General features: G+C 53.3%; 22 protein-coding genes and 1 tRNA gene. 10 read left to right on the top strand and 13 right to left on the bottom strand.

Annotated elements, in window-relative coordinates; translation table 11 throughout:
* Positions 1-277: 277 nt before the first annotated feature.
* A complete protein-coding gene (locus ACKPCT_RS03750; RefSeq protein WP_319568429.1) occupies positions 278-1357 on the top strand; it encodes an NAD-dependent epimerase/dehydratase family protein in 1080 nt (359 codons plus the stop codon).
* Here the strand turns inward: ACKPCT_RS03750 and ACKPCT_RS03745 are convergent.
* From ACKPCT_RS03745 to lsrF, 7 genes are all read right to left on the bottom strand, one after another.
* Positions 1305-2039 carry a ribulose-phosphate 3-epimerase gene (locus ACKPCT_RS03745; protein ID WP_319568428.1) on the bottom strand — a complete coding sequence of 245 codons (735 nt, stop codon included), beginning with the start codon at positions 2037-2039 and terminating at the stop codon, positions 1305-1307. The genes ACKPCT_RS03750 and ACKPCT_RS03745 overlap by 53 nt on opposite strands.
* A 53-nt stretch (positions 2040-2092) precedes the next feature.
* Entirely contained in the window at positions 2093-2389 is a 297-nt protein-coding gene (gene lsrG, locus ACKPCT_RS03740; protein ID WP_319568427.1) for a (4S)-4-hydroxy-5-phosphonooxypentane-2,3-dione isomerase, read from the bottom strand.
* Between the two features lie 100 nt (positions 2390-2489).
* The gene (gene lsrB, locus ACKPCT_RS03735) at positions 2490-3518 is read right to left on the bottom strand and encodes an autoinducer 2 ABC transporter substrate-binding protein LsrB (protein ID WP_319568426.1); all 1029 of its coding nucleotides are present in this window, start codon (positions 3516-3518) and stop codon (positions 2490-2492) included.
* 83 nt (positions 3519-3601) lie between these two features.
* Positions 3602-4609: an ABC transporter permease subunit gene (locus ACKPCT_RS03730; RefSeq protein ID WP_319568425.1), complete on the bottom strand. Its 1008-nt coding sequence runs from the start codon at positions 4607-4609 to the stop codon at positions 3602-3604.
* Positions 4606-5706, bottom strand: a complete 1101-nt coding sequence (gene lsrC / locus ACKPCT_RS03725; RefSeq protein WP_319568424.1) for an autoinducer 2 ABC transporter permease LsrC — start codon at positions 5704-5706, stop codon at positions 4606-4608. The genes ACKPCT_RS03730 and lsrC overlap by 4 nt, the downstream gene beginning before the upstream one ends.
* Entirely contained in the window at positions 5706-7223 is a 1518-nt protein-coding gene (lsrA, locus tag ACKPCT_RS03720; protein ID WP_319568423.1) for an autoinducer 2 ABC transporter ATP-binding protein LsrA, read from the bottom strand. Before lsrA ends, lsrC begins: the two co-directional genes overlap by 1 nt.
* Before the next feature lie 108 nt (positions 7224-7331).
* A complete protein-coding gene (lsrF, locus tag ACKPCT_RS03715; RefSeq protein ID WP_090072006.1) occupies positions 7332-8213 on the bottom strand; it encodes a 3-hydroxy-5-phosphonooxypentane-2,4-dione thiolase in 882 nt (293 codons plus the stop codon).
* Between the two features lie 359 nt (positions 8214-8572).
* Here lsrF and ACKPCT_RS03710 point away from each other — a divergent pair, with 359 nt between their 5' ends.
* The 4 genes from ACKPCT_RS03710 to pdxY all read left to right on the top strand — a co-directional run bounded on the left by ACKPCT_RS03710 (position 8573) and on the right by pdxY (position 12817).
* Positions 8573-9544 carry a sugar-binding domain-containing protein gene (locus ACKPCT_RS03710; protein ID WP_090072018.1) on the top strand — a complete coding sequence of 324 codons (972 nt, stop codon included), beginning with the start codon at positions 8573-8575 and terminating at the stop codon, positions 9542-9544.
* Positions 9510-11081 (top strand): autoinducer-2 kinase, encoded by a 1572-nt coding sequence (lsrK, locus tag ACKPCT_RS03705; RefSeq protein WP_090072019.1) that lies wholly within the window; start codon positions 9510-9512, stop codon positions 11079-11081. The genes ACKPCT_RS03710 and lsrK overlap by 35 nt, the downstream gene beginning before the upstream one ends.
* A 222-nt stretch (positions 11082-11303) precedes the next feature.
* Positions 11304-11681, top strand: coding sequence for a cupin domain-containing protein (locus ACKPCT_RS03700; protein ID WP_090072020.1), 378 nt, complete (start codon positions 11304-11306; stop codon positions 11679-11681).
* Between the two features lie 281 nt (positions 11682-11962).
* Entirely contained in the window at positions 11963-12817 is an 855-nt protein-coding gene (gene pdxY / locus ACKPCT_RS03695) for a pyridoxal kinase PdxY (RefSeq protein WP_319568422.1), read from the top strand.
* Positions 12818-12957: 140 nt separating this feature from the next.
* On the opposite strand, the gene ACKPCT_RS03690 is transcribed toward pdxY, so the two are convergent.
* The 3 genes from ACKPCT_RS03690 to ACKPCT_RS03680 form a co-directional block, all read right to left on the bottom strand.
* On the bottom strand, positions 12958-13908 hold the full coding sequence (locus ACKPCT_RS03690) for an AEC family transporter (protein WP_090072023.1): 951 nt from the start codon (positions 13906-13908) through the stop codon (positions 12958-12960).
* Positions 13909-14067: 159 nt separating this feature from the next.
* Positions 14068-14154 (bottom strand) — tRNA-Leu (locus tag ACKPCT_RS03685).
* Between the two features lie 182 nt (positions 14155-14336).
* A complete protein-coding gene (locus tag ACKPCT_RS03680) occupies positions 14337-14609 on the bottom strand; it encodes a FliM/FliN family flagellar motor switch protein (RefSeq protein WP_090072024.1) in 273 nt (90 codons plus the stop codon).
* Between the two features lie 194 nt (positions 14610-14803).
* Here ACKPCT_RS03680 and lipB point away from each other — a divergent pair, with 194 nt between their 5' ends.
* Positions 14804-15469, top strand: a complete 666-nt coding sequence (gene lipB, locus ACKPCT_RS03675; RefSeq protein WP_319569377.1) for a lipoyl(octanoyl) transferase LipB — start codon at positions 14804-14806, stop codon at positions 15467-15469.
* 103 nt (positions 15470-15572) lie between these two features.
* On the opposite strand, the gene ACKPCT_RS03670 is transcribed toward lipB, so the two are convergent.
* Positions 15573-17609: an acetyl/propionyl/methylcrotonyl-CoA carboxylase subunit alpha gene (locus ACKPCT_RS03670; RefSeq protein WP_319568421.1), complete on the bottom strand. Its 2037-nt coding sequence runs from the start codon at positions 17607-17609 to the stop codon at positions 15573-15575.
* Between the two features lie 362 nt (positions 17610-17971).
* Here ACKPCT_RS03670 and folP point away from each other — a divergent pair, with 362 nt between their 5' ends.
* The 4 genes from folP (at position 17972) to ACKPCT_RS03650 (ending at position 20396) form a co-directional block, all read left to right on the top strand.
* Positions 17972-18832 carry a dihydropteroate synthase gene (gene folP / locus ACKPCT_RS03665; RefSeq protein WP_319568420.1) on the top strand — a complete coding sequence of 287 codons (861 nt, stop codon included), beginning with the start codon at positions 17972-17974 and terminating at the stop codon, positions 18830-18832.
* 4 nt (positions 18833-18836) lie between these two features.
* Complete coding sequence (gene folB / locus ACKPCT_RS03660; protein ID WP_090072029.1) at positions 18837-19208, top strand: dihydroneopterin aldolase; 372 nt, start codon at positions 18837-18839, stop codon at positions 19206-19208.
* On the top strand, positions 19205-19711 hold the full coding sequence (gene folK, locus ACKPCT_RS03655; RefSeq protein WP_319568419.1) for a 2-amino-4-hydroxy-6-hydroxymethyldihydropteridine diphosphokinase: 507 nt from the start codon (positions 19205-19207) through the stop codon (positions 19709-19711). Before folB ends, folK begins: the two co-directional genes overlap by 4 nt.
* Positions 19712-19844: 133 nt before the next feature.
* Positions 19845-20396, top strand: coding sequence for an NADPH-dependent FMN reductase (locus ACKPCT_RS03650; protein ID WP_090072031.1), 552 nt, complete (start codon positions 19845-19847; stop codon positions 20394-20396).
* Between the two features lie 22 nt (positions 20397-20418).
* Here the strand turns inward: ACKPCT_RS03650 and ACKPCT_RS03645 are convergent, their stop codons facing one another.
* Together ACKPCT_RS03645 and ACKPCT_RS03640 are read right to left on the bottom strand one after the other, a co-directional pair.
* The gene (locus ACKPCT_RS03645; RefSeq protein WP_090072041.1) at positions 20419-20853 is read right to left on the bottom strand and encodes an ion channel; all 435 of its coding nucleotides are present in this window, start codon (positions 20851-20853) and stop codon (positions 20419-20421) included.
* A 123-nt stretch (positions 20854-20976) separates the two neighbouring features.
* The gene (locus ACKPCT_RS03640; protein ID WP_090072055.1) at positions 20977-22509 is read right to left on the bottom strand and encodes an acyl-CoA carboxylase subunit beta; all 1533 of its coding nucleotides are present in this window, start codon (positions 22507-22509) and stop codon (positions 20977-20979) included.
* Positions 22510-22578: the final 69 nt, after the last annotated feature.

Genomic DNA, 22578 nt, shown 5'->3' with positions numbered 1-22578 from the left:
CAACAGCAGCTCAGTCTACGGCCGCTCTGTCTTCCTCCCCTCCTTCGCAGCATCGCCTATCCTGCATCGCAGCACCGTGTCAACCAGGCACCAGGTTGCTCTGCCGACTTGCTTGCATGATCATATCGAGCCAAGGGTTATGCCCCGCCTTCTCTCAAAGTTACAATAAACCTACGCATCAGAGAGAGAAAAACAAAAATATTCATCACTAAATTTTAACAATTATAAACAACCATAGTAGATATAATTTCGTTCTTTTAAAGAATAGAGTTCTACTATGACCAAAACAGTATTGATTACTGGTGGAGCCGGATATATCGGAAGTACAATCGCTCATATTTTGGTCACGTCCGGCTTTAAAGTCGTAATAATCGATAGTCTCGACAATGGATACATTCTAAATTCTCCCGAAAGCGCCTGCTTTTATAACGGACGAATTTCCGAAAAAGCATTATACGAGTGCATAAGATGCGAATTAGGAAAAATAGACGTCACAATTCATTGTGCATCTTACATTTCAGTTCCCGAGTCCGAAGTCGATCCCGTTAAATACATAACCAACAATGTCTCGGAATTTGTCGAGCTGTTGGAAAATCTTCCCATCATCGACTGCAAGCGCCTGATTTTCAGCTCTAGCGCGTCCATATATGGCAACAAACAGGGTGCCCTCAAGGAAACAAGCGCCATAGGGCCGCAATCAACCTACGCAGAAACCAAATGGCTATGCGAACAGATTGGCGGCTTGGCCGCAGAACAGGGGCCGCTACGCATCATCAATCTGCGCTATTTCAATCCGATTGGGACCCACCCGGATGGCTATTGTGGCCCTGGAGATTTGAATAGCGGCTCCTTGCTCAACGAGTTGACCAAAGCGATTCTATCCCACACCCCTTTCCAAATAACTGGCACGGATTATGACACGCGCGACGGCTCTGGAATCAGGGACTATGTGGACGTAACCGACCTCGCCATGGCTCATGCAAAGGCCTGCAGCCTCTTTGATACGCTGATCGATGAAAGAGCCGCTCTGGATGGACCACATCGCACACGCGCCATTAATCTGGGATCTGGAGATGGAGTAACAGTCAAGGAGTTGATTGCCGCCGCAGAAAAGGCACTGGGCAGGAAAATCAGGACAAAAAAAGCCCCGCGACGCCCCGGTGACGTCGCGGGAAGCTATGCAGATGCATCTCTGGCAAAAGACCTGTTACAATGGCAAGCTTCAACGCCACTTGAAACAAGCATCTTGCGTCACATCGACTGGTGGCAACGACATAGGCATCAGCAGCCAGCGCCTACGCCGATCAGCCTTTCGTCATCGCATCCAGATTCTGTTTCAACGTCGCACCAGCCTTGAAGGTCGCACTGCCTGACACAATGATGTCGGCACCCATATCACGCGCGATCGAGAAGGTTGAAGCATTGATGCCACCGTCAATGGCAATAAGCGGATCGACGCCCTGCTCCTTAGCCATAGCCTTCAATTCGGCAATTTTGTCGGCGATCACCTGATCAGGAGCACCACCCGGCCAGCCCGGATCAACTGCGATGAGCGTCACCATTTCCAGCAACCTCAGCACAGGCTTGAGGATGGCAACAGGCGTGCCCGGATTAAGCGCGACGGACCGCACAACCTTGCGGCCACTTTCACAGCCAGCAACCGGACCATCAAGAGCGACAAGTGCGCGATGCAAATGGGTCATCCCCTCCGCATGCACATGAACGATGTCAGCCCCGGCAGCCAGATGCGCAGGAATTTGGGCCAGAGGATCAGCCACCATCAAATGCACATCCTTGAGCATCTTGGTCTTGCTGGCCTTGACCAGCCCCGGGCCTGATGTCATTTGCGGGCAGAAGACGCCATCCATGATGTCAAAATGCAGGAGTGGAACGCCAGCTTCTTCCAGTTCTGAAATTGCGGCGCCATAGGCCATGGGGTTGGCGGCCATAAGGCCCACACTGATATGTGGGCCATCCGTGCGCAGCCACTGGACGAGGGTTTCGCGGGAAGCGAGATCCTGTTGTGAAAGATCTGGCATCTCTCTCTCCTGAATAGTCTCTTGAATCGGAATGGAACGGGGACCAAACGGCGCTAGCGAGGCAGCCAAACGCCGGTCAAAACCTTGTGAGTGCGCGGGCCGGTCATAATGTCTTCCAGCTCGGCTTTCACTTTGAGATAATGCGGGGTCTGCTTGTGAGCCTTGACCGCCTCTTCATCTTCATAGGCTTCATAGATGGTAAATTTGGTCTCATCTTCAGGATCGCGCAGCACATCGAAGCGAATGCATCCCGGCTCCTTGATCGAGCCCAGATGATTGGGATGGAAGACGCGCAAAAAGTCATCAACGCGATCGGGTTTAACCTGAATTTCTACGAGCGTTACGTGCATGGATCTGTCCTCACAGGGTAAAGATGGGAAGAAAGAGGGCAAAGGGAAACCAAAGGGGCGTACCCCTTTGGCTCATAACTTACAATATTTATCAGAACGATTAGAAGTCGAAGTCGTCGATATTGTCTTTGGTGAAGACCTGACGTTCTGGCAGGATCATGATGCCGTTGCCGTCTGCTTCATAGTCGTAACCCTGAACGCTGTTCGGGCTCACTTCAACAGTGCCCATGCCAGGAACGTCGAGTTTATCGCCGACATTCATCGGGCCATCCTGAACCAGTTTGTTAGCTGCATAGATGGTCAGGGCACCCTGTTTCGTTACGTCCCAAAGGCCGAACTGTTTAACAGTGTCGCGTTTGACATATGGACGCATTACGTTCGGAGTGGAGAAACCAACGATGGTAACATCACCAGCACGTTTCAGGTTTTCAGCAGCCTGAGCTGCTGCAGGCAGTGCGTTTGCATCTGGGCAGAGCATAACGTCCAGATCAGGATAAGCCTGAAGGATGCCTTCTGCGGTCTGCAGGGATTTCTGAGCGTCGTTATAACCATACTGGGTGGTTACGATTTCCCAGCCAGGATATTTCTCGGCGAGCACTTCCTTGGCGCGTTTCACCCAGGCATTCTGGTCGGTAACGGTCGGGCTGGAATAGAAGAAAGCAACTTTGGCTTTTTCTTTGGCGACCTGATCGGTAGCCATTTTAACGAGCATTTCGCCCAGCTGATTAGGCGTGCCCTGGTTGATGTAGATGCTGCGGCATTCCGGGTTTGTATCAGAATCCCAGGTCAATACTTTCACGCCGCGTTTCATGGCGCGTTTCAGAGCCGGGCAAAGGCCGTCGGGAGACGTTGCACCAATAGCGATGGCGTCATAACCCTGGTTTACGAAGGTATTGATATACTGAACCTGACCGGAAACGGATGGTTCGGTCGGACCGTCGTAAGTAACGGTAATCCCCAGATCCTTACCAGCAGCAACAGCGCCCTGACCACCAGAGTTGAAGAAGCCAACGCCAACCATTTTCGGAATGAAGGCGATTTTGGCATCAGCAGCCATTGATGGGGTCATCATGCAGGTTGCGGCAACGCCGAAAGCCAATGCTGCGGAAATTTTTCCAAGATGTTTCATATTTCTACTCCCAAGTTAATCCTCGTTACGCCAGCGGAGATATGAGAGACCTCCGCCGACAACCTCCCTAGAAATGCACTGGATCAGGCTTTTTGCTTGCCAGTGCTGTTGAGAACACGCCACAGTTGGAAATAGGCGCGTCCGATTTCGCTCAGGCTGCGCATCGCGACAACCACCACCAGCAGAGCCCCGGAAAGAGCGCTTGCGATATGGCTGGAAACCCCGATGATTTGCAGGCCTGTTTGAAAATACCCGACTACAAGCACAGCCAGTGCCGTACCCAAGATGGTGCCAGAACCGCCATAGATACTCGTTCCTCCCAGAACGACGGCGGTGATGGCCGGCATCAGAGCATCCGAACCAAAGTCCGAACGGGCCGAGCCGAAATAGGATGCCAGAACCAGACCGGAAAGCGCTGCCATGATCCCGGTCAGGGCATAGGCGATGGTCAGCGTGCGGAATTGAGGAATACCGGCATAGCGCGTTGCACGTGGGTTCTGACCAATCAGATAGATGTAGCGACCAAAGCGGGTCCGATGCAGCAACACCATGAAGACAACCGTTGCAATGATGAAAATCACCAGCGGGAACGGCATACCCATGACTTCGAGGTTGGCAAGCTCGACGAAGCTGTCGTCAAACCCGGAGATGCCTTCATAGCCGGATGCTCCACCAAGGCCGGAAAGAACCAGCGACGCCCCGGAGAACAGGAAGCTCGACCCCAGTGTGATAACCAGTGGGTTGACCTGTGCAATCTGGATGGCCACAGAGTTGATGATGCCGGTGATGGCACCTGCGCCCAGCGCACAGAAGCAGGCAACCCAGATATTCACGCCAGCAACCCAAAGCAGACCGAGCGTAATGGCCGAAAGGCCCATCACAGCACCGATGGAAAGATCGATACCACCGGTGATGATGACCAGGGTCAGAGCAAGAGCCACGATCCCCACATGAATGAAGTCACTGGTTGAATAAAGCAGCGTACTGACATTGAGGAAAGCAGGGTTGATTGCACCAAAGAACAGGATCTCCACGACCAGGATCAGTGCCAAAACAGCTTCCCAACGTTTGAACAAGCCTAAGGATTTCATGCTCTTGACTCCTTGGAATGGGCTGCAACCGCCGTTTCGTCAGTGCCCGTGACCCGAGCGCCTGAAACAGGTGCATCTTTGACCGCATGAGCAGTAGAAGCGTTAGTGGACGCCTCGTCCGGCTCAAGAAACTTGCGATATTTCTGGTAGCGCAGAGACTGCGCCATGGCTTCGCGGATGCGTCCATCGCCGATGAGCACGATCAGAAGGATTGCGCCGGCAATCATGTCGTTCCAGTAGGCATCAAAGCGCAGCATGACCAGAACCGAGTCGATCGCCGTCATGAAGAAGGCACCAAGTGCAGCGCCGATCACGGTGCCGGTTCCGCCCAGCAGGCTCACACCACCCAGAACACCTGACGCAATGGCGCGCATTTCCATGCCGTTACCAGCAGTGTTCGGGATAAATCCGATCTGAGCGGCAAAGATGATGCCGGCCAATGCGGACAGGATGCCGTTAATCGCATAAGCGGTTAGCTGCACGGTGTTGACGCGGATGCCAAGTAGACGGGCCCCTTCCCTGTTGTCACCAACAGCGAAGATTGCATGACCGAAAGCGGTGTAGCGCAGGAAAATATGCGCCGCGGCCAGCAGAAACAACACCAGCCAAGCGAACGGAGACAGGCCAAGAAACCAAGCATGAGACAATCCCTTGAAGGCTTCTGGCAGACCTTCGATCCAGCTGCCGCCCGTAGTCAAATGGACACAGCCACGGAAGAATCCCAGTGTACCCAGCGTTGCCACAATGGCAGGCACCCGAAGAATGGCCACCATGAAGCCGTTGAACAGACCGCAAAGCAGTCCGACAAACAGGGCAATGCCTATGGCAGGAACGATACCGAGGCCATCATTCATGCAGACGCCAGCGATAGCCGCAGACAAACCCATGATAGATCCGACCGAAACATCAAGCCCTCTAGTGGCCATCACCATGGTCGCGCCGATTGCCAACACGAACAAGGTAAGCGAGTTGCTGTAGATCGACAGAAGCGTTTCGACCCTGAAATAGGAAGGATCGGAAATGGCGAGAATAGCCAGCAGCATCACAATAATGATGGCAACCGAAGCCTCGCGGTTATTTTGCAGAAAACGTATCATCAGGATGCTTTCGCCTCCTCTGCACTAACGCCAAAGGACATCTGCGCGATGGCGTCGACCGTAATCTCATCCCCTTCGAGTTCACCCGTTGGGTATCCATGAGCCATGGTCAGTACACGATGGCTCAAACGCTGGATTTCATCATGGTCGGAAGAAATCATCAGAATGGCGACGCCACTATTGGCCAGATCGTCAATGATGCTGTAAATATCGGCACGAACTGCCACATCTACGCCGCGGGTCGGTTCATCAAGAATAAGAACGCGCGGCTTGGCGGCGAGGCATTTTGCCAGCAGGATTTTCTGTTGGTTGCCACCAGAAAGCGTGCGAACCGCTTGTGACGACGTCGCGCAGACAATGCCGAGTTCTTTCACATATTTCTGAAAACGCTCTTCTTCCTGTTTTAGCTGCAGCCAGGAAGGCTCGCGGTGCAACACAAGCGAAGAAGCATTCCAGCTCAAGGGCGCATCAACAAACAGACCGCTGGTCTGGCGATCTTCAGGCAGATAGACAAGCCCAAGATCAAGGCTGGCCTGAGGATCGGTATGCGTTGCATCCTGCCCTCCGATCAAAACCTTGCCGCGCGCAGCCTTGCGGATACCATAGATGGTTTCTGCCATCTCGGTCCGTCCAGAGCCAACAACACCAGCCAGACCAAGAATTTCTCCTTCATGCAGCGTAAAGCTCAGATTGGCAAAACCTTCACCGCACAGATTGTCAACTTCGAGGACAACCTTGCCATGATGGGTTTGCTGATGACGCTCACCCAGAACATTCTCACTGCCGCCCTCGACTTTTGTCATGGCCCGCACGATTTCAGCATCGGTATAGGACTTCGGCGGCCCGGCCATGACAACACGGCCGTCACGCAAGATACTGACGACATCCGCAATTTCGCGAATTTCATTCAGCTTGTGACTAATAAAGAAGATCCCCACTCCTTGCGCGGCAAGAGCGCGCATGCGGTCAAACAGCAGCTTCACTTCACGGGGGGTCAGTGCCGATGTCGGTTCGTCAAGAATGAGAATTTGTGCATCGCGGATCAGACCGCGCAGAATTTCGACCATTTGCTGGTCGGCAACTTCCAACTGACCTGCGGGGGCTTGCAGATCCATATTGGTGCCAATCTCTTTGGCCAGCTCCACAAGGCGCGTGTGCATAGCGATACGATTGCCTTTCATGTTCATGAGAACATTTTCTTCGATGCTGAGATTGGGAAAAAGCAATGGCTCCTGGGGAACCATATGGATGCCCATTTGGCGCGCCAAAACCGGGGTCAGTTTGTTGGCATGCTCACCATTGATGTAAAGATCACCCTGGTCAACGCCATGCAGACCGGCAATGATGCGCATAAGCGTGGATTTGCCCGCCCCATTGCCTCCCAGAAGGGCGTGAATTTGGCCGGACTCAAGAACGAGATCAACACCTTTAAGAACCGTTACATTCCCAAAAAACTTCCAGATGCTATCTGCTTTAATGAGCTGTTTGCGTTGGCCAGACGGCTTCGGATCCGTCATAACTGAAGCGCTCCTCAATCACTCTATTGTATGCGGCTTCATGCCGCTTCCTCCCTCTGCGGCCTCGTCCCGGAGGTCGCAGAGTCAAGTGCGTTTTACGCATGCAGATCAGGCGGAAGCCTTTTCTGCCTCATAGAGTTCGAAGGCCTTTTCTGGCTTTTCACCATCGTGAACGATGGCACGAATTGCCTTGATCATGCCGACAGGACTATCGGACTGGAAGATATTTCGTCCCATGTCCACACCATGTGCGCCCTGGTCGATAGCCTTGTAAGCCATGGTCAGCGCGTCCATTTCAGGCAGTTTCTTGCCACCAGCAATCACGATCGGAACCGGGCAACCGGCAACGACTTTTTCAAAACCTTCTTCGATGAAGTAGGATTTGACGATATGGGCGCCGAGCTCGGCACAGATACGTGTTGCAAGGGAGAAGTAACGCTGATCACGTGCCATATCTTTACCGACGCCGGTAACAGCCATTGTCGGAATGCCGTAGCGGTTGCCGGTATCGATCAGTTTGACCAGGTTGGCCAGAGACTGATGCTCATATTCAGCACCGACATAAACGTTGGTGGTGATAGCAGATGCATTGAGGCGGATAGCGTCTTCAATATCAACTGCAACCAATTCGTTGGACAGTTCCGTCAAAACGCTCATACCACCCGAGCAGCGCAGCACAACAGGTTTGCGGATGTCTGCCGGCATGGTCGCACGCAGGCCACCACGGGTGCACATTAGCACGTCTGTATATTCAGCAAGCGGACGGATCGTCAGATCAAGACGTTCCAGACCGGTAGCTGGCCCCTGAAAATAGCCATGGTCAAAAGCCAACATGACCGTATTATTGCTCTTTTTCTGGAAAATGCGAGCCAAACGGTCCTGCATACCCCAATCAAGTGCATTGGACCCTCTTACTGGGAATGGCTTGGTTTCTACTGGAACATCAACGCCGAAGTCCTTGCCTTCTTTAATGTCATCGATATCAGCCATGAATTTCCTCCGTGTTAAAGTCGACATGGTGATGCTAGGTGGCACCATCTCAATGTGTCCCAAGGCGTTCACATGAACAGAACACCATCAAATTCTCATAAAAGCTAAGCGCAGCAGCTATGTTCTGTCAACCCAAATTCGGCGTCATTTGTTTCTTCGGTGGACATATGATCAATCATTTCAATACCACCTTTTGCGTACAACTTTAGTTACAATACTGAATTATATATATATTTTTAGAATTCTAGTTCAATTCTAAATAAAAGAAAATTTTTATGCGCGAAGAAAGGGTTGATCACAATGCAGTTATGTGATCATATGAACGCATACTTCATCGAACCATCAGACATGTGATCACAATGAGCGACGACAGCAAATTTGAACATCATGATGCCGAACTACTGAGCCGCGTGGCATGGTATTATTATCATGACGGAATGACCCAGAGTGAGATCGGGAACATCCTTAATCTGTCTCGCATCAAGATTTCCAGAATGCTGGAAAAGGGTCGCAAGATGGGATTGATTCATATTCATATCAATTCCAGCTATGGCGGATGCTTCGAACTAGAAGGTCGTTTGCAGCAACTATTCGGCTTACAAGAAGCCCGAGTCATTCCTGCAGACGACGGTGAGCATTCAACCGAACGCATAGCAGAAGCCGCCAGTCAATATCTGATGGGCAAACTGAACAATGCCGACCTCCTCGCAGTGGGCTGGGGCGCGACAGTGATGGGTGCCCTGCAAAGGCTGGCACAAACCCTGTCTCACAGAGATATCTCGCTGGTCAGCCTCACCGGTGGTGTCGCCGCCTATATAGAAGGTGTCGCGACAGGCCGCACGGCCCAGAATGTCCATCTGATTCCCGCCCCCTTGATGGTTTCCAGTCAGGAACTGGCCGAAAGCCTGAGGAGCGAGCGCCATGTTGTCGATGTGATGGACATGGCCAGAACAGCCAATTATGCGCTTGTTGGTGTCGGCTCCGTCGCCAATCAGGCCACCTTGATCACCTCCGGTTATGCAACCGGATCTCAGTTTGAGGCCTTCCGGCGCCAGGGCGCTGTGGGAGACCTCATTGCAATTTTCTATGACAAAGATGGCAATGTTCTCGATTTGCCTTTTCACGACAACCTTATCGGTCTGGATCTCCAGGCCTTGCGGGAAATTCCCAATGTTGTCGCGGCAGCCTGCGGGCAAACAAAGGTCGAGGCCATTAGAGCTGCTGCCCGCGGTAAGCACTTTAATGTGCTCATTACCGATGAGCCGACAGCTCTCGCCATAATTGAGGGAGAGAGTCATGACACAGAAAGAGGGATACGTTCTGGCGATTGATGCCGGAACTGGTAGCGGCCGAGCGGTCATTTTTGACAGCGCAGGCCATCAGATCGCAGTGGGTCAGGAGGAATGGACCCATCTTAGCGATCCGAAATATCCCGGCTCCATGGAGTTCGACTGCAAAGCCAACTGGAAACTGTTGAGCAAATGCGTCCGTGAAGCACTGACCAATGCCGGCCTGAAAGGGCCAGACATCCGCGCCGTGAGTGCCACCAGCATGCGTGAAGCCATCGTCACCTATGACAAGGATGGCGGCGAGCTCTGGGCCTGCGCCAACGTGGATTCCCGCGCTTCGGCTGAAGTGCACGAGTTGCAGGCCAAAAGCCCGGAGCTTGAGCGCTATGCCTATTCCATTAGCGGACAGAGCTTCGCATTGGGAGCCATTCCGCGCCTGAAATGGCTCGAAAAGCATCTGCCAGACGTCTATGCCAATATGGCAACCATGTCGATGTTGTCAGACTGGATTCTGGCGCGCCTGTCCGGCGTCATCTCCTCCGATCCGTCCAATGCAGGCACAACAGGCATATTCTCACTGGAAACCCGCACATGGGATCTGGAAATTGCCCGCCGTGCCGGTATCCGGGATGATATCTTCCCTCCTGTTGTTGAAACAGGTACCCCCATTGGCAAGGTAACAGCTGATGCAGCCGAAGAAACCGGCCTTGCAGAAGGCACGATTGTTGTCATGGGCGGCGGCGACGTACAGATGGGGGCCTTGGGGCTTGGGGTTTCCCGCCCCGGACATGCAGCAGTCTTGGGCGGCACCTTCTGGCAGGAAGTTGTCAATATCCCCGAACCGATTGCCGATCCGGACATGCGCATTCGCATCAACCCTCATGTGGTGCCGGGCGTCAGCCAGGCCGAAGGCATTGCCTTCATGGTGGGCATGACCACACGCTGGTTCCGCGACGCCTTCTGTCAGGAAGAAATGCGCATCGCAAAGGAACGGGGCACCGATGCCTATGTACTTCTGGAAGAAGCCTCGGCCAAAGTGCCGGTTGGTGCCAATGGCATCATCCCCATTTTCAGCGACGTGATGAATTTGGGTGCCTGGTATCATGCCGCGCCTTCCCTGCTCAACCTGTCTCTCGATGCCAGCAAATGCGGCAAGCCGGAAATTTTCCGGGCCATTCAGGAAAACGCGGCCATTGTTGCCTCCGAGAATCTCAATCTCGCAGCCAATCTGGCAGGGGTTCAGCTTGATGAACTTGTTTTCGCAGGCGGCGCCTCGAAAGGCAAGCTTTGGGGCCAGATCCTCGCTGATGCGGTTGGGCTCCCGGTCAAGGTGCCGGAAGTCACCGAAGCGACAGCCTTCGCAGGCGGACTGGCCGCATGGGTCGGCCTTGGTGTCTACAGTTCGCTGCCCGAAGCGGCAGATGCCACCGTACGCTGGGCCCGTCGCATTGAACCGGATACCGAGAAGCACTCCCTCTATACGGAGTTGGCAGACCGCTGGCGTCAGGCTTACGCCCCTCAGCGCGCACTGGTCCAGAACAAAGTGACGCAATCCATGTGGAAAGCTCCGGGGCTTTAACCACGAACTCAAGGATCCTCAGCTCTCAAGGGCTGTTGACCTGACCATACAAAAAAGGCATGGCGGCAGCCGATTTCTCCGTCATGCCCATTCAGTCGGCCCAGAATACGTGGCCAAATAAAAACACGAAAGCATTCCCTGACGAGAGACCATCTGGTGGGTCAGGATGGATGCCAAAGAAAGAGGCTACGTTTTCTATTTGAAATAGGCGTAGGCGGAACCATGTTCAAAACAAAAGAAGGCGATCACTCATACCGTTTCGAAGACCACGGGCCTAAATATCTTCAGCGCGGCCCAAGATCCGACATCGGCGTTGTCACCTTGCAGCCCGGCCAGCATTTCGCGACTCACAAGCATAGCGTGATCGAGGAGAATTTCCTCACGATCGAGGGCGAAGTGCATATGTATGTGAACGGCGAATTGCACAAACTCGGTGTCGGGGATTTCCTCCGCTGCGATCCGGGCGAAGCGCATTATGTGATCAACAAGGGAGAAACGCCTTGGAAAGCGGTCTTTATCAAGGCCCCATACAATCCCACCGACGGCACCCCGATAGAATGGGAACCGGGTGACGACCCGTCCGTATTTGCGTCCATCTGAAATACACAAGGCGAGCGCGGACATCAAATGGCACGATCTCGATCTCTCCCCCGCCTGCCGCGCTCGTTACTTACACAATTGTAACTTTGGAATCCTCCCTGAAAGAGAGTACCCTTCATCCCAAGTGATGAGATGAGGGGTACCCTCATTTTTTATTTCCTAAGCCGGGTTTGAAACAAAACATAAGCGGACATTCCCAGCTCTCCCCTTCCCCAAGCAAGATACCTGCCCGCAAGGAGGCTCACCCAATCTTGCCTCTTTCCAAGAAAGGAAGATCAGTCATGAAAGGTGTTCTTTCCATTCAGTCCCATGTGACCTATGGCCATGCTGGCAATAGCGCCGCAGTTTTTCCGATGCAGCGCATGGGTCTGGAGGTTTGGCCGATCCACACGGTCCATTTTTCCAACCATACCCAGTATAATCAGGGCTGGACCGGCAAGGCAGTCGCTGGAGAGGCCATTGCCGAGATATTCGACGGGCTGGAAAAGATTGGCGTCCTCGAGAATATCCGGGCAATCGTCACCGGCTATCTGGGCGATGCATCCCATTGCGATGTAATCGCCAACATTGTCAAGAAGGCCAAGGCCGCCAATCCCGATTGTCTTTATCTGTGTGATCCGGTGATGGGCGACCCGGAAAAAGGCTGCATCGTTAGTGATGGTGTCGCGGAAAGCCTTGTCGGCACCCTTATGCCCATGGCCGACATTCTGGTGCCAAACCAGTTCGAACTGACACGTTTTACCGGTCAGGACATTCACAGTATGGAAGACGCGGTAGTTGCCTGTGAAAAGGCGCTGGCTCTGGGGCCGAATCTCGTGCTTGCCAAGCATCTACACGGTGTGAAGGGCGATCAGTTCTCCATGCTGATGGCATCGAACCAAGGCAACTATCTGGCCCAGCGCCCTCACCTGACCTTCCCAAGGGAGCCAGTGGGCGTCGGCGACATGATCTCGGCAACATTCCTTGCCGGATTGATCAATGGCCTTGAAGCGCAGCAAGCGCTGGAACATTGCAACAATGCGGTATTTGGCATTTTGGAAGAAACCGCAGCATCCAACCAATGGGAGCTTCAGCTCATTGCTGGACAGAAGCAGTTTGAAACCCCGTCAAACAGTTTCAAGGTTGCCCAGCTCTAAAGGCCTCTGCTCCATTTAAAGGCCCCAACAACAAATGCCCGTCTCACATTCTGAGTCGGGCATTTTCTATTGCATTTCTCCCTCGCACCACGGTCAAAGCCAAAGCCCTTCGGCCCACCAAGACACAGAGTCACGCCCACTCAGCCCAGAGGAAAAAGCGCGTGAACCATTGTAACAGCAACAGGAATAGTGAAGAAGGAGAGCATTGTTGCGACGAAAACCGCAGCAGCTGCCCGCTGCCCCAGTTGATAGGCCTCAGCAAAAATCGGATATATACTCATCATCGGCACACTGGCAAACAGAATGGCCCCTATGGCAAATTCCGGTTCAATTGTCGGAACAAACACCATAATCGATACGAAAGCCATTAGGGGATGCACAACGAGCTTGAAAATAAAGACGAGCGAGATATCGCCCCGCATGCCTTTGAGGCGAAGCCCAACCAGTGATCCGCCAATCACGAAAAGAGCAGTTGGGCTTGCAACGGCCGAAAGGAGCGTCAGGGCCTTTTCGACTGGTCCAGGCAAAACCACACCGGAAAGGGAAATAGCCAGCCCCAGCACGATGCCGATGATGATCGGGTTCTGAATCAGCCGGGAAAGAATCTGCCGGATGATACCAGACAGGCGTGCGCTTTTTTCACTTCCGGCATCCGCCAACATAAGAGACATCGGAATGATGATGATATTTTCAACCAGAAAATTCAGCGCCATACAGATCGCACCAAGCGGACCGATGATGGCAGACACCACAGGATACCCGATATAGGCGCTGTTGGAGACGCTCGTCCCCATGCCGTAGATGGCGCTTGTCGAAAAATCCTTCTTCAGCACATAGCGCCCGCAAAGTGTGGTCAGCCAGAAGGAGGCAATCGACCCACCGCCATAGGCGATCAGATAGCTCCAATTGAGAATTTGTCCGATGGGATGGCTCTGAAAGGCCACAATGATGAGGGCAGGCATGGGAAAATAGAGAACAAAACGCCCAATACTCGCTATATCGGTCGGGCTGACAAGCCTGAAATAGGCAGCCAGATACCCCACACCAATAAGGAGGAAGATTGGCAGGGTGATGCTAAGAATATTGGTCATGATCTCTATTCGAGGCGGGTTATCGAAAAGACGCAGTGAGGTACGCACACAATCGGGCACGCAAAGAAGCGCAAACGGAAAGGCAGGCCAACAACAAAAAAGGCTGCCGAAGCAACCTTTTGTTTCCAAAGAGGAAATTCTGTTTTCCAAGAGAAAACTTGGTGCGGCCGAGAAGACTCGAACTTCCACGGGAGTTACCCCACAGCGACCTCAACGCTGCGCGTCTACCAATTCCGCCACGGCCGCAAACCGTGTTTTGATCAAGGATATTTCCTTGTTGGTGGCGTGTAACTATCAAATAAGATTTGCCCGCACAAGCGTTTAAGATGGAGATCAACAACAAATGTGGAAAGTTGATGACAAAGTGCGGAGATTTTGCTGGACAGCGAAATTTTACGCATAATCAAGCGCATAAAAAGGATGAAAAACTACCCGTTCACGCGATGGATGCCACGAAGTGGACGCCAGTCAGGGCTACGCATCAGAACCCGCGTAATCGAAATCCCTACCTTTTCACCGCGCAGAATCACCTGTCCATGAGCCACCGGGATATCATTGGCCAAAATCAGGCAATCATCCTCTTCATGTGCGTCAAGTTCGATGACGGCACCGCGCCCCATGCGCAGAAGCTGATGAATCGGGATTTCTGTTGTGCCGAGCACAACAGATATATTAATCGATATGGAATCTAGATTGGCCACGATATACCCTTCCGTGCTACCCACGGACCGACTATGTAAGACATTAACAGAGTGTTACCTTTTTTGGTAAATGAAATATTAACAAAGAAGCGCAAATCAAGAGCCGACCAAACCGGACCACAGATCAAACGACCATGACAAGCAATAACGACGATAACAATTCTATTGATCCGACCAACAGTCCTTCAACTCCAATGATGACAAGCACAGGCGAACCTGTCGATTGGATTATTTCAGATCGACTGATTCCCTATCCCGATGCAATGGTCTTCATGGAAAACAGGATTGCCGCGATTGCCAAGGGAGAGGCAAACGAATGTGTCTGGCTTTTGGAGCACCCTCCTCTTTATACCGCTGGGACCAGCGCCAATCCGGCAGATCTGGTTGCTCCGGATCGCTTTGACGTTTTCACCACGGGGCGCGGCGGACAATATACCTACCATGGTCCGGGTCAGCGCATCGCCTATGTCATGCTGGATTTGAAACGCCGCCGTCAGGACATCCGCTTGTTTGTCGAAAGCCTTGAGGCCTGGATCATCAACACACTGGCAGAGCATAATATCAAGGGCGAACGCCGCAAGGACCGCGTCGGGGTATGGGTTGCACGCCCGGAAAAAGGCGCCGACGTTGAGGACAAGATCGCAGCCATCGGTATTCGCGTGCGCAAGTGGGTCACCTTCCACGGCATCAGTCTCAATATCGAGCCGGATCTGGATCACTATAGTGGCATCGTCCCCTGTGGCATCGCCAAGCATGGCGTCACAAGCTTTGTTGATCTGGGTTATCCGGTTGCCATGTCTGATGTCGACATGACGCTGAGAGAGGAATTTGAGCAGCTTTTCGGCCCAACGGTGCGCTAGCCCGAGAACTCCCTTCACAGCAGCAATCGCAAAAAGAGAAACCCGGCTCAAAGCCGGGTTTTTCATGGCCAGTTCAAACCAGCACCTTGTTTATCTTGACCAGTCAGGCTGCATCGCTGTTGGTTGATGCAAATTCCATCATAACGGTATCCACTGCCAGGCTGTCTCCTGCGGAAACCAGTATCTCGGAAACGACGAGATCCCGCTCGGCACGCAACACATTCTCCATTTTCATGGCTTCCACTGTGGCGAGGGCTTCGCCAGCCTGTACCTTCTGCCCCTCCTTTACAGCGATTGAAACCACCAGCCCGGGCATAGGGCAAAGAAGCAAGTGAGAGGTATCGGGCGCAACACGCTTGGGCAAAATCGCCTCCAGCTCGGCCACATGCGGCCGCATGACCTTCACTTCCTGTTGCACTCCCTTGTGGGTCAGAATGTAGGAATTCAGCCCTCTGCGCACCTGAACAATCAACTCTTTGCCACCGACGACCCCGCACCAGAGCTTCCAGCCCGGAGCCCAATCGGAGAGCACTGAGGTGACATGACCATCCGGCAAGGCAAGATCCATATCAATCGGGGTGGTCGGGTTGCCGCCACGATAGCGAATGGGAATCCGCTTGTGCTTGTCAAATACGGCAATCCAGTGTTCATGCATCTGCATGGAATCCAGTTTGCGCTTGTCCTTGAACCGATGCAGACGATCATGCATCACAAGCTCCATGGAGGCTGCGACACAGGCAAGGGCCAATTCTGTTTCGGCGTCCCATTGCCCCCCTTCAAATCCATCGGGATATTCTTCGGCAATAAATCCGGTCGTGATGTCGCCCGAACGCCATTTGGGATGTTCCATCAGAGCGGTAAGGAACGGAATATTATGCTCGATACCATCAATAATAAAGGCGTCCAGCGCCCGTGACATATGATCAATCGCGGATATTCGATCCGGCCCATGGGTGCAGAGCTTGGCAATCATCGGATCATAGAACATGGTGATTTCCGAGCCCGCTTCCACGCCCGTGTCATTGCGTACGGTCAAGCCATCTGCCGTGCCTTCCAGCGGCGGACGATAGTCCACAAGACGTCCGATGGAGGGCAGGAAATTGCGGAGCGGATCTTCGGCATAAATGCGGGCTTCCACTGCCCAGCCATTGATTTTCACATCCTCCTGCGCCATAGCCAGTGGCTCGCCGTAAGCGATGTGTATCATCTGCTCGACGAGATCCACGCCGGTGATCAGTTCGGTTACCGGATGCTCCACCTGCAGGCGCGTATTCATTTCAAGAAAATAGAAATTCTTGTCCTTGTCGACGATGAATTCCACCGTTCCGGCAGAGTGATAGCCAACAGCCTTGGCCAAGGCCACCGCCTGCTCGCCCATGGCCTTACGGGTCGCCGGATCAAGGAAGGCCGACGGCGCCTCTTCGATGACCTTCTGGTTTCGACGCTGGATCGAGCATTCACGTTCGTTGAGATATATGGCATTGCCATGTTTGTCTGCGAGCACCTGAATCTCGATATGGCGCGGACCGACCACGAATTTTTCAATAAAACAACGATCATCGCCAAAGGAAGACTTCGCCTCGGATTTCGCCCGCTCGAAGCCTTCTGCGGCTTCCGCTTCATCCCATGCGATGCGCATCCCCTTGCCGCCACCGCCCGCTGAGGCCTTGATCATCACAGGAAACCCGATTTCACGGGCGACTTCCACCGCCTCATTGGCATCTTCGATGACGCCCATATGACCAGGCACCGTGGACACCTTGGCCTCCAACGCGAATTTCTTGGATTCGATCTTGTCCCCCATGGCCTCGATGGCTCCTGGAGGAGGTCCGATAAACACGATGCCTGCCTGTTCCAGCGCTTTACAGAATGCGGCATTTTCCGACAGAAAGCCATATCCGGGATGCACAGCTTCGGCGCCAGTCTCCTTGCAGATCTCAATGATCCTGTCGCCCTGCAGATAGGATTGGGTCGCTGGCGGAGGCCCTATATGCACGGCCTCATCTGCCATTTGCACATGCATGGCATCCTCGTCCGCATCTGAATAGATGGCGACAGTCTTGATTCCCATTTTCTTAGCTGACTTGATGACACGGCATGCAATTTCACCGCGGTTTGCAATCAGAATTTTTTCAAACATGACAATCCTGCTTTTGTCCTCTTCCCCCCGCGCGCCCTCAAATCGGGCACTTCGGACCACTCGGATTGGATCACTCCCTAACAGCTCTTTTGTCGGTCTCGACCCGGCGGAATGCATCTACGTAGAACTTTGTAAATCGCGGTGATGGCAGTGACAATTCGGACCATCGAAGGGATGGCAAAAAATGGATTATATTTCTGATAGTTACCCAAGTTTCATGAGACTATTTGATGAGATTCTTAATTGCACAAACGCGCAAAAATGGAATAAACAGAAGCCACTCGCAGGGCTTTGCCTCACAACATGAATATTGTTATGCATGGCATAAAATCACAATGCGTGACACCGAAGGCGCCAAGGCAATGAAACAGACTTCTTCTCCGCTCCCTCTTTCTCCACTCACACTGGGCCCGATCCATTGGACACCGGCCCAACCGCCGCTCATCATGGGCATTATCAATGTGACTCCGGATAGTTTTTCCGATGGCGGACGCTTTCTGGGCGAGCAAAATGCCCTAGAGCATGCCAGACAGTTGGCTAGTGAAGGCGCGCAGATACTCGATATCGGAGGGGAATCAACGCGCCCCGGCGCAGATCTGGTAGTCGAACAAGAAGAGCTGGACCGCGTCATTCCGGCTATCAGGAGCATCGCTGCAGCCGATCTTGGTCGGGCCATCTCCATTGATACCTACAAAGCCCGCGTCGCCGACAAGGCGCTGGCGGCCGGAGCCCATATCGTCAATGATGTGTGGGGCCTACAGCGCGAGCCGGACATCGCCAAAGCCGCAGCCGACCATCACGCACCGGTCATCATCAATCACTGGGAGAAAGAGCGCCAGAGCGATATCGACATCATGGAGCAGATGAAGCGATTCTTTGACCGCTCCATCGAGATCGCCCTCAAGGCCGGGGTCAAGCCAAGAGAAATCATTCTCGACCCCGGTTTTGGCTTTGCCAAAGATGCGGCAGAAAATATCGAAATTTTGGCTCGACTTGAACAATTGTGCGATTGGGAGTATCCAATATTGATTGGCACGTCACGAAAGAGATTTATCGGCAGCTTGACCGGTCGGGAGGAACCACGGGATCGGGTCTTCGGCACCGTCGCCTCAAATGTGATTGCCCTGATGAAGGGGGCCGCCATTTTCCGCGTGCATGACGTCGCAGCACACAAAGATGCGCTCGCCGTTGCACACGCCGTTTACGACCAACAACGGACCTGACCCGATGGATCGCATCATCCTCCGAGACCTCGCATTCTTTGCCTATCACGGTGTTTTTGAAGAAGAAGCCACCCTCGGGCAGCGTTTCTATTTCGATCTGGATTGTTATCTGGACATGCGCCCGGCCGGCCAGAGCGACGATGAAACAAAGACCGTGCGCTACGATTTTATCGTCAAGCGCCTGGCAGATATCGTCCAGAACCAGCGTTTCAAGTTGATTGAAGCTCTGGCCGAAGCGGTAGCCAAGGATCTGTTGACCCAGTTTCCGCAATTGCAACAGGTCAGGATCAAGGTTCGTAAACCGGAAGCCCCCATCCCCGCGATCATCAAAGACATAGCAGTGGAAATTACCAGAGACCGCAAGGATTATGCATGATGAACGGCACGTCACCGGAAACTGAGGTGTATATCTCGCTGGGCGGCAATATTGGGGATCCGGCGATCACCATTGAAGACGCCCTTTCGACCCTTTCCTCCCAGAAAGGCGTGCGGGTTATGTCCCGCTCGCCTTATTACATTACTCCGCCATGGGGCAAAACCGATCAAGCCGAATTCATCAATGCCTGCGCCCTCATCAAGACGACACTGCCCGCAAGCGAATTGCTCGCGGTCTGTCTTGCCGTTGAAAAGAGCATGGGGCGCATCAGGGGTGAGCATTGGGGTCCGCGCATCATCGACATTGATTTGCTGACTTATGGGGATCAGGTGATAGATGAGGATAATCTGAAAATCCCTCACCCCTTTATCAACGAACGCGCCTTTGTGCTGGTGCCCTTGCGCGATCTCGCGCCAGACTTCTCCCTGAATGGCCAATCGATTGATTCCATGCTGGAAAATCTGGACGTGACAGGCATCAGCCTGCTTGATAAACATAAGTGAAATCACCAAGCGGACACCTGTTCGCAACCTCCCTTTCTTCCAGAGGACTATTTTCACCTCGACGACTTCGCCAGAAGCCTTGCGCCGCAAGACCTCTGGCCTCCTCATCCATTTGCTCCAAAGGATTTTGACTATGACAAAAGCTTTGAAAATTGCCGGTATTTGCGGCAGCTTGCGCGAAGGGGCCTATTCCCGTTCGCTGATGGCGGCCATGGCAGATTTGCTGCCTGAGGGCACTGAATTCAATAGCGTGGATATCGCATCGATCCCCCTCTATAATCAGGATATGGACACGGCGAACGGCCCCGAGGCCGTTTTCGCCAGCCGCAAACTGATTGCCGAAAGCGATGCGGTCCTGATCACCTTGCCAGAATTTAACCACGGCATTCCCGGTGTTCTCAAAAACGCGCTCGACTGGCTGTCCCGCCCGGCCTTTACCAGCTGCTTCACCAACAAGCCGGTACTGTTTGCCACTATTGCTCCGGGGCCTCTTGGTGGCGTGCGGGCGCAAGCACAGATGCGCGAGACCCTCTCCTGTATGCTTTGCAAGATGCTCCCCCTGCCGGAAATCGCGGTCACCTTCGCTGGTCAGAAATTCCCCAACGGCAAACTCGAAGATGAAGCCACCACGAAGCATCTGCAAACCGTGGTCGGCTCATTCCTCGATCAGGCAGACCTGCGTTAAGCGCAGATAGAAAATAAGCTTGTTAGAAATGATGTTTGGCAGCAAACGGTCCATACCGTTTGCTTGCCCCGATAAGGTAAGCCGTGGACCATCCGATATAGATGAAGCCGGCAATCCCCTCCAGCGCCCCCAGAATGCGCCAATGCTCTGACAGAATGATATCGCCATAGCCCAGCGTGGAGAAGGTCACGGTGGAGAAATAGAGCGACTCATCAAAATCCGGCAACGCCCCCACCATCCAGTAAGTTACGGCCCACACCCATATCTGCAACGCGTGGATGACAAAAACACCCAGCACGGTGACAACCATCAGCCACATCTTGCGATAATGAATGGCGATATTAGACCAGATAAGCGCCAGAACACGCACACGGTTGAAGACTTCAATAAGTCCCAACATCTGCACAAAAACGCAGATCGTGATCACCAGACATCCCACAAAAAGGCTGATCAGCATAGCCTTGTCCCCTCAAACTGGATCTTGCTCTTTGAGGTAGCGTAACAAGAAAAAGTCGCGCATCAGTAAATGAAGCGCGACCGGATAAAGCTACGTCAGGATTTCAACAGACAAAATAACGCGTTAAAGCGGAATATTGTCATGCTTCTTCCACGGATTCTCCAACCGTTTGTTGCGCAGCATACGCAAGGCGCGTGACACACGCAAACGCGTGCGGAATGGCATGATGACCTCATCAATAAAGCCCCTTTCGGCCGCGACAAACGGCGACAGGAAACGGTCTTCATAATCCTTGGTATGAGCGGCGATCTTGTCAGGATCATCAAGATCCTTGCGGAAGATGATTTCTACCGCTCCTTTCGCCCCCATCACGGCAATCTGGGCGCTCGGCCATGCATAGTTGACGTCACCACGCAAATGCTTGGAACCCATCACATCATAGGCTCCACCATAGGCCTTGCGCGTGATCACGGTCACTTTGGGCACAGTCGCCTCGGCATAGGCAAACAGCAGCTTGGCGCCATGCTTGATCAACCCGCCATATTCCTGATCGGTGCCGGGCAGGAACCCGGGCACATCCACCAGTGTGACCACCGGAATCTCGAAGGCATCACAAAAGCGCACGAAACGCGCAGCCTTGCGCGAACAGTCGCTATCCAGCACACCGGCCAGAACCATCGGTTGGTTGGCCACGATGCCGATGGTGCGCCCTTCCATGCGACCAAAACCGGTGATGATGTTGCGAGCAAAGCTTTCCTGAATTTCAAAGAAATCTCCCTCATCAACCAGTTTGAGGATCAGTTCCTTCATGTCATACGGCTTGTTCGGATTATTCGGCACCAGTGTATCCAGCGAAGGCTCTTCGCGGTCCCATGGGTCGAAATTGTCGAGCAAGGGAGGATCGGAAAAGTTATTGGCAGGCAGGAAGTCAATCAGACGCCGCATCTGCGACAAGGCCTCAATATCGTCATCATAAGCCCCGTCCGCGATGGATGACTTGGTCGTATGCACGGACGCACCGCCAAGCTGTTCGGAGGTAACTTCCTCGTTGGTCACCGTCTTGACCACTTCCGGCCCCGTCACGAACATGTAGGAGCGATCCCGCACCATGAAGATGAAGTCGGTCATTGCCGGCGAGTAGACATCGCCCCCCGCGCATGGCCCCATGATGAGGGAAATCTGCGGAATGACACCTGAAGACATCACATTGCGCTGGAACACCTCGCCATAGCCGCCCAGAGCATCGACCCCTTCCTGAATGCGCGCCCCACCAGCATCGAACAGGCCGATAATCGGCGCGCGGCTTTTCAGGGCCATATCCTGGATCTTGATGATCTTCTGGGCATGGGTCCAGGAGAGAGAGCCTCCGAGCACCGTGAAATCCTTGGCAAAAATATAGACGATCCGTCCATTGACGGTGCCCCACCCGGTCACAACACCATCGCCCGGCATCTTGACCTTTTCCATGCCGAAATCCGTGCATTTATGCTGCACATACATGTCGAATTCTTCAAACGAGCCTTCATCCAGAAAGGCTTCTATCCGCTCGCGGGCTGTTAGCTTGCCTCGTTCGTGTTGCGCGTCCACGCGATTCTGGCCGCCCCCCAACCGGGCCTGCTCACGGCGCTTTTCCAGCTCAGCAATTACATTTTTCATGATAAGGAGCCCCCAGACCAACAGTGTTTACGCACCGCTTACGCTCTTCCCACAAGGTCGCATCACCGA

It is taken from the genome of Cohaesibacter marisflavi, assembly GCF_963665895.2.
Classification (GTDB): Bacteria; Pseudomonadota; Alphaproteobacteria; order Rhizobiales; family Cohaesibacteraceae; genus Cohaesibacter; species Cohaesibacter marisflavi.
Note: the sequence above shows the minus strand (reverse complement) of the source record. Positions and strands in the feature narration are given on the sequence as shown.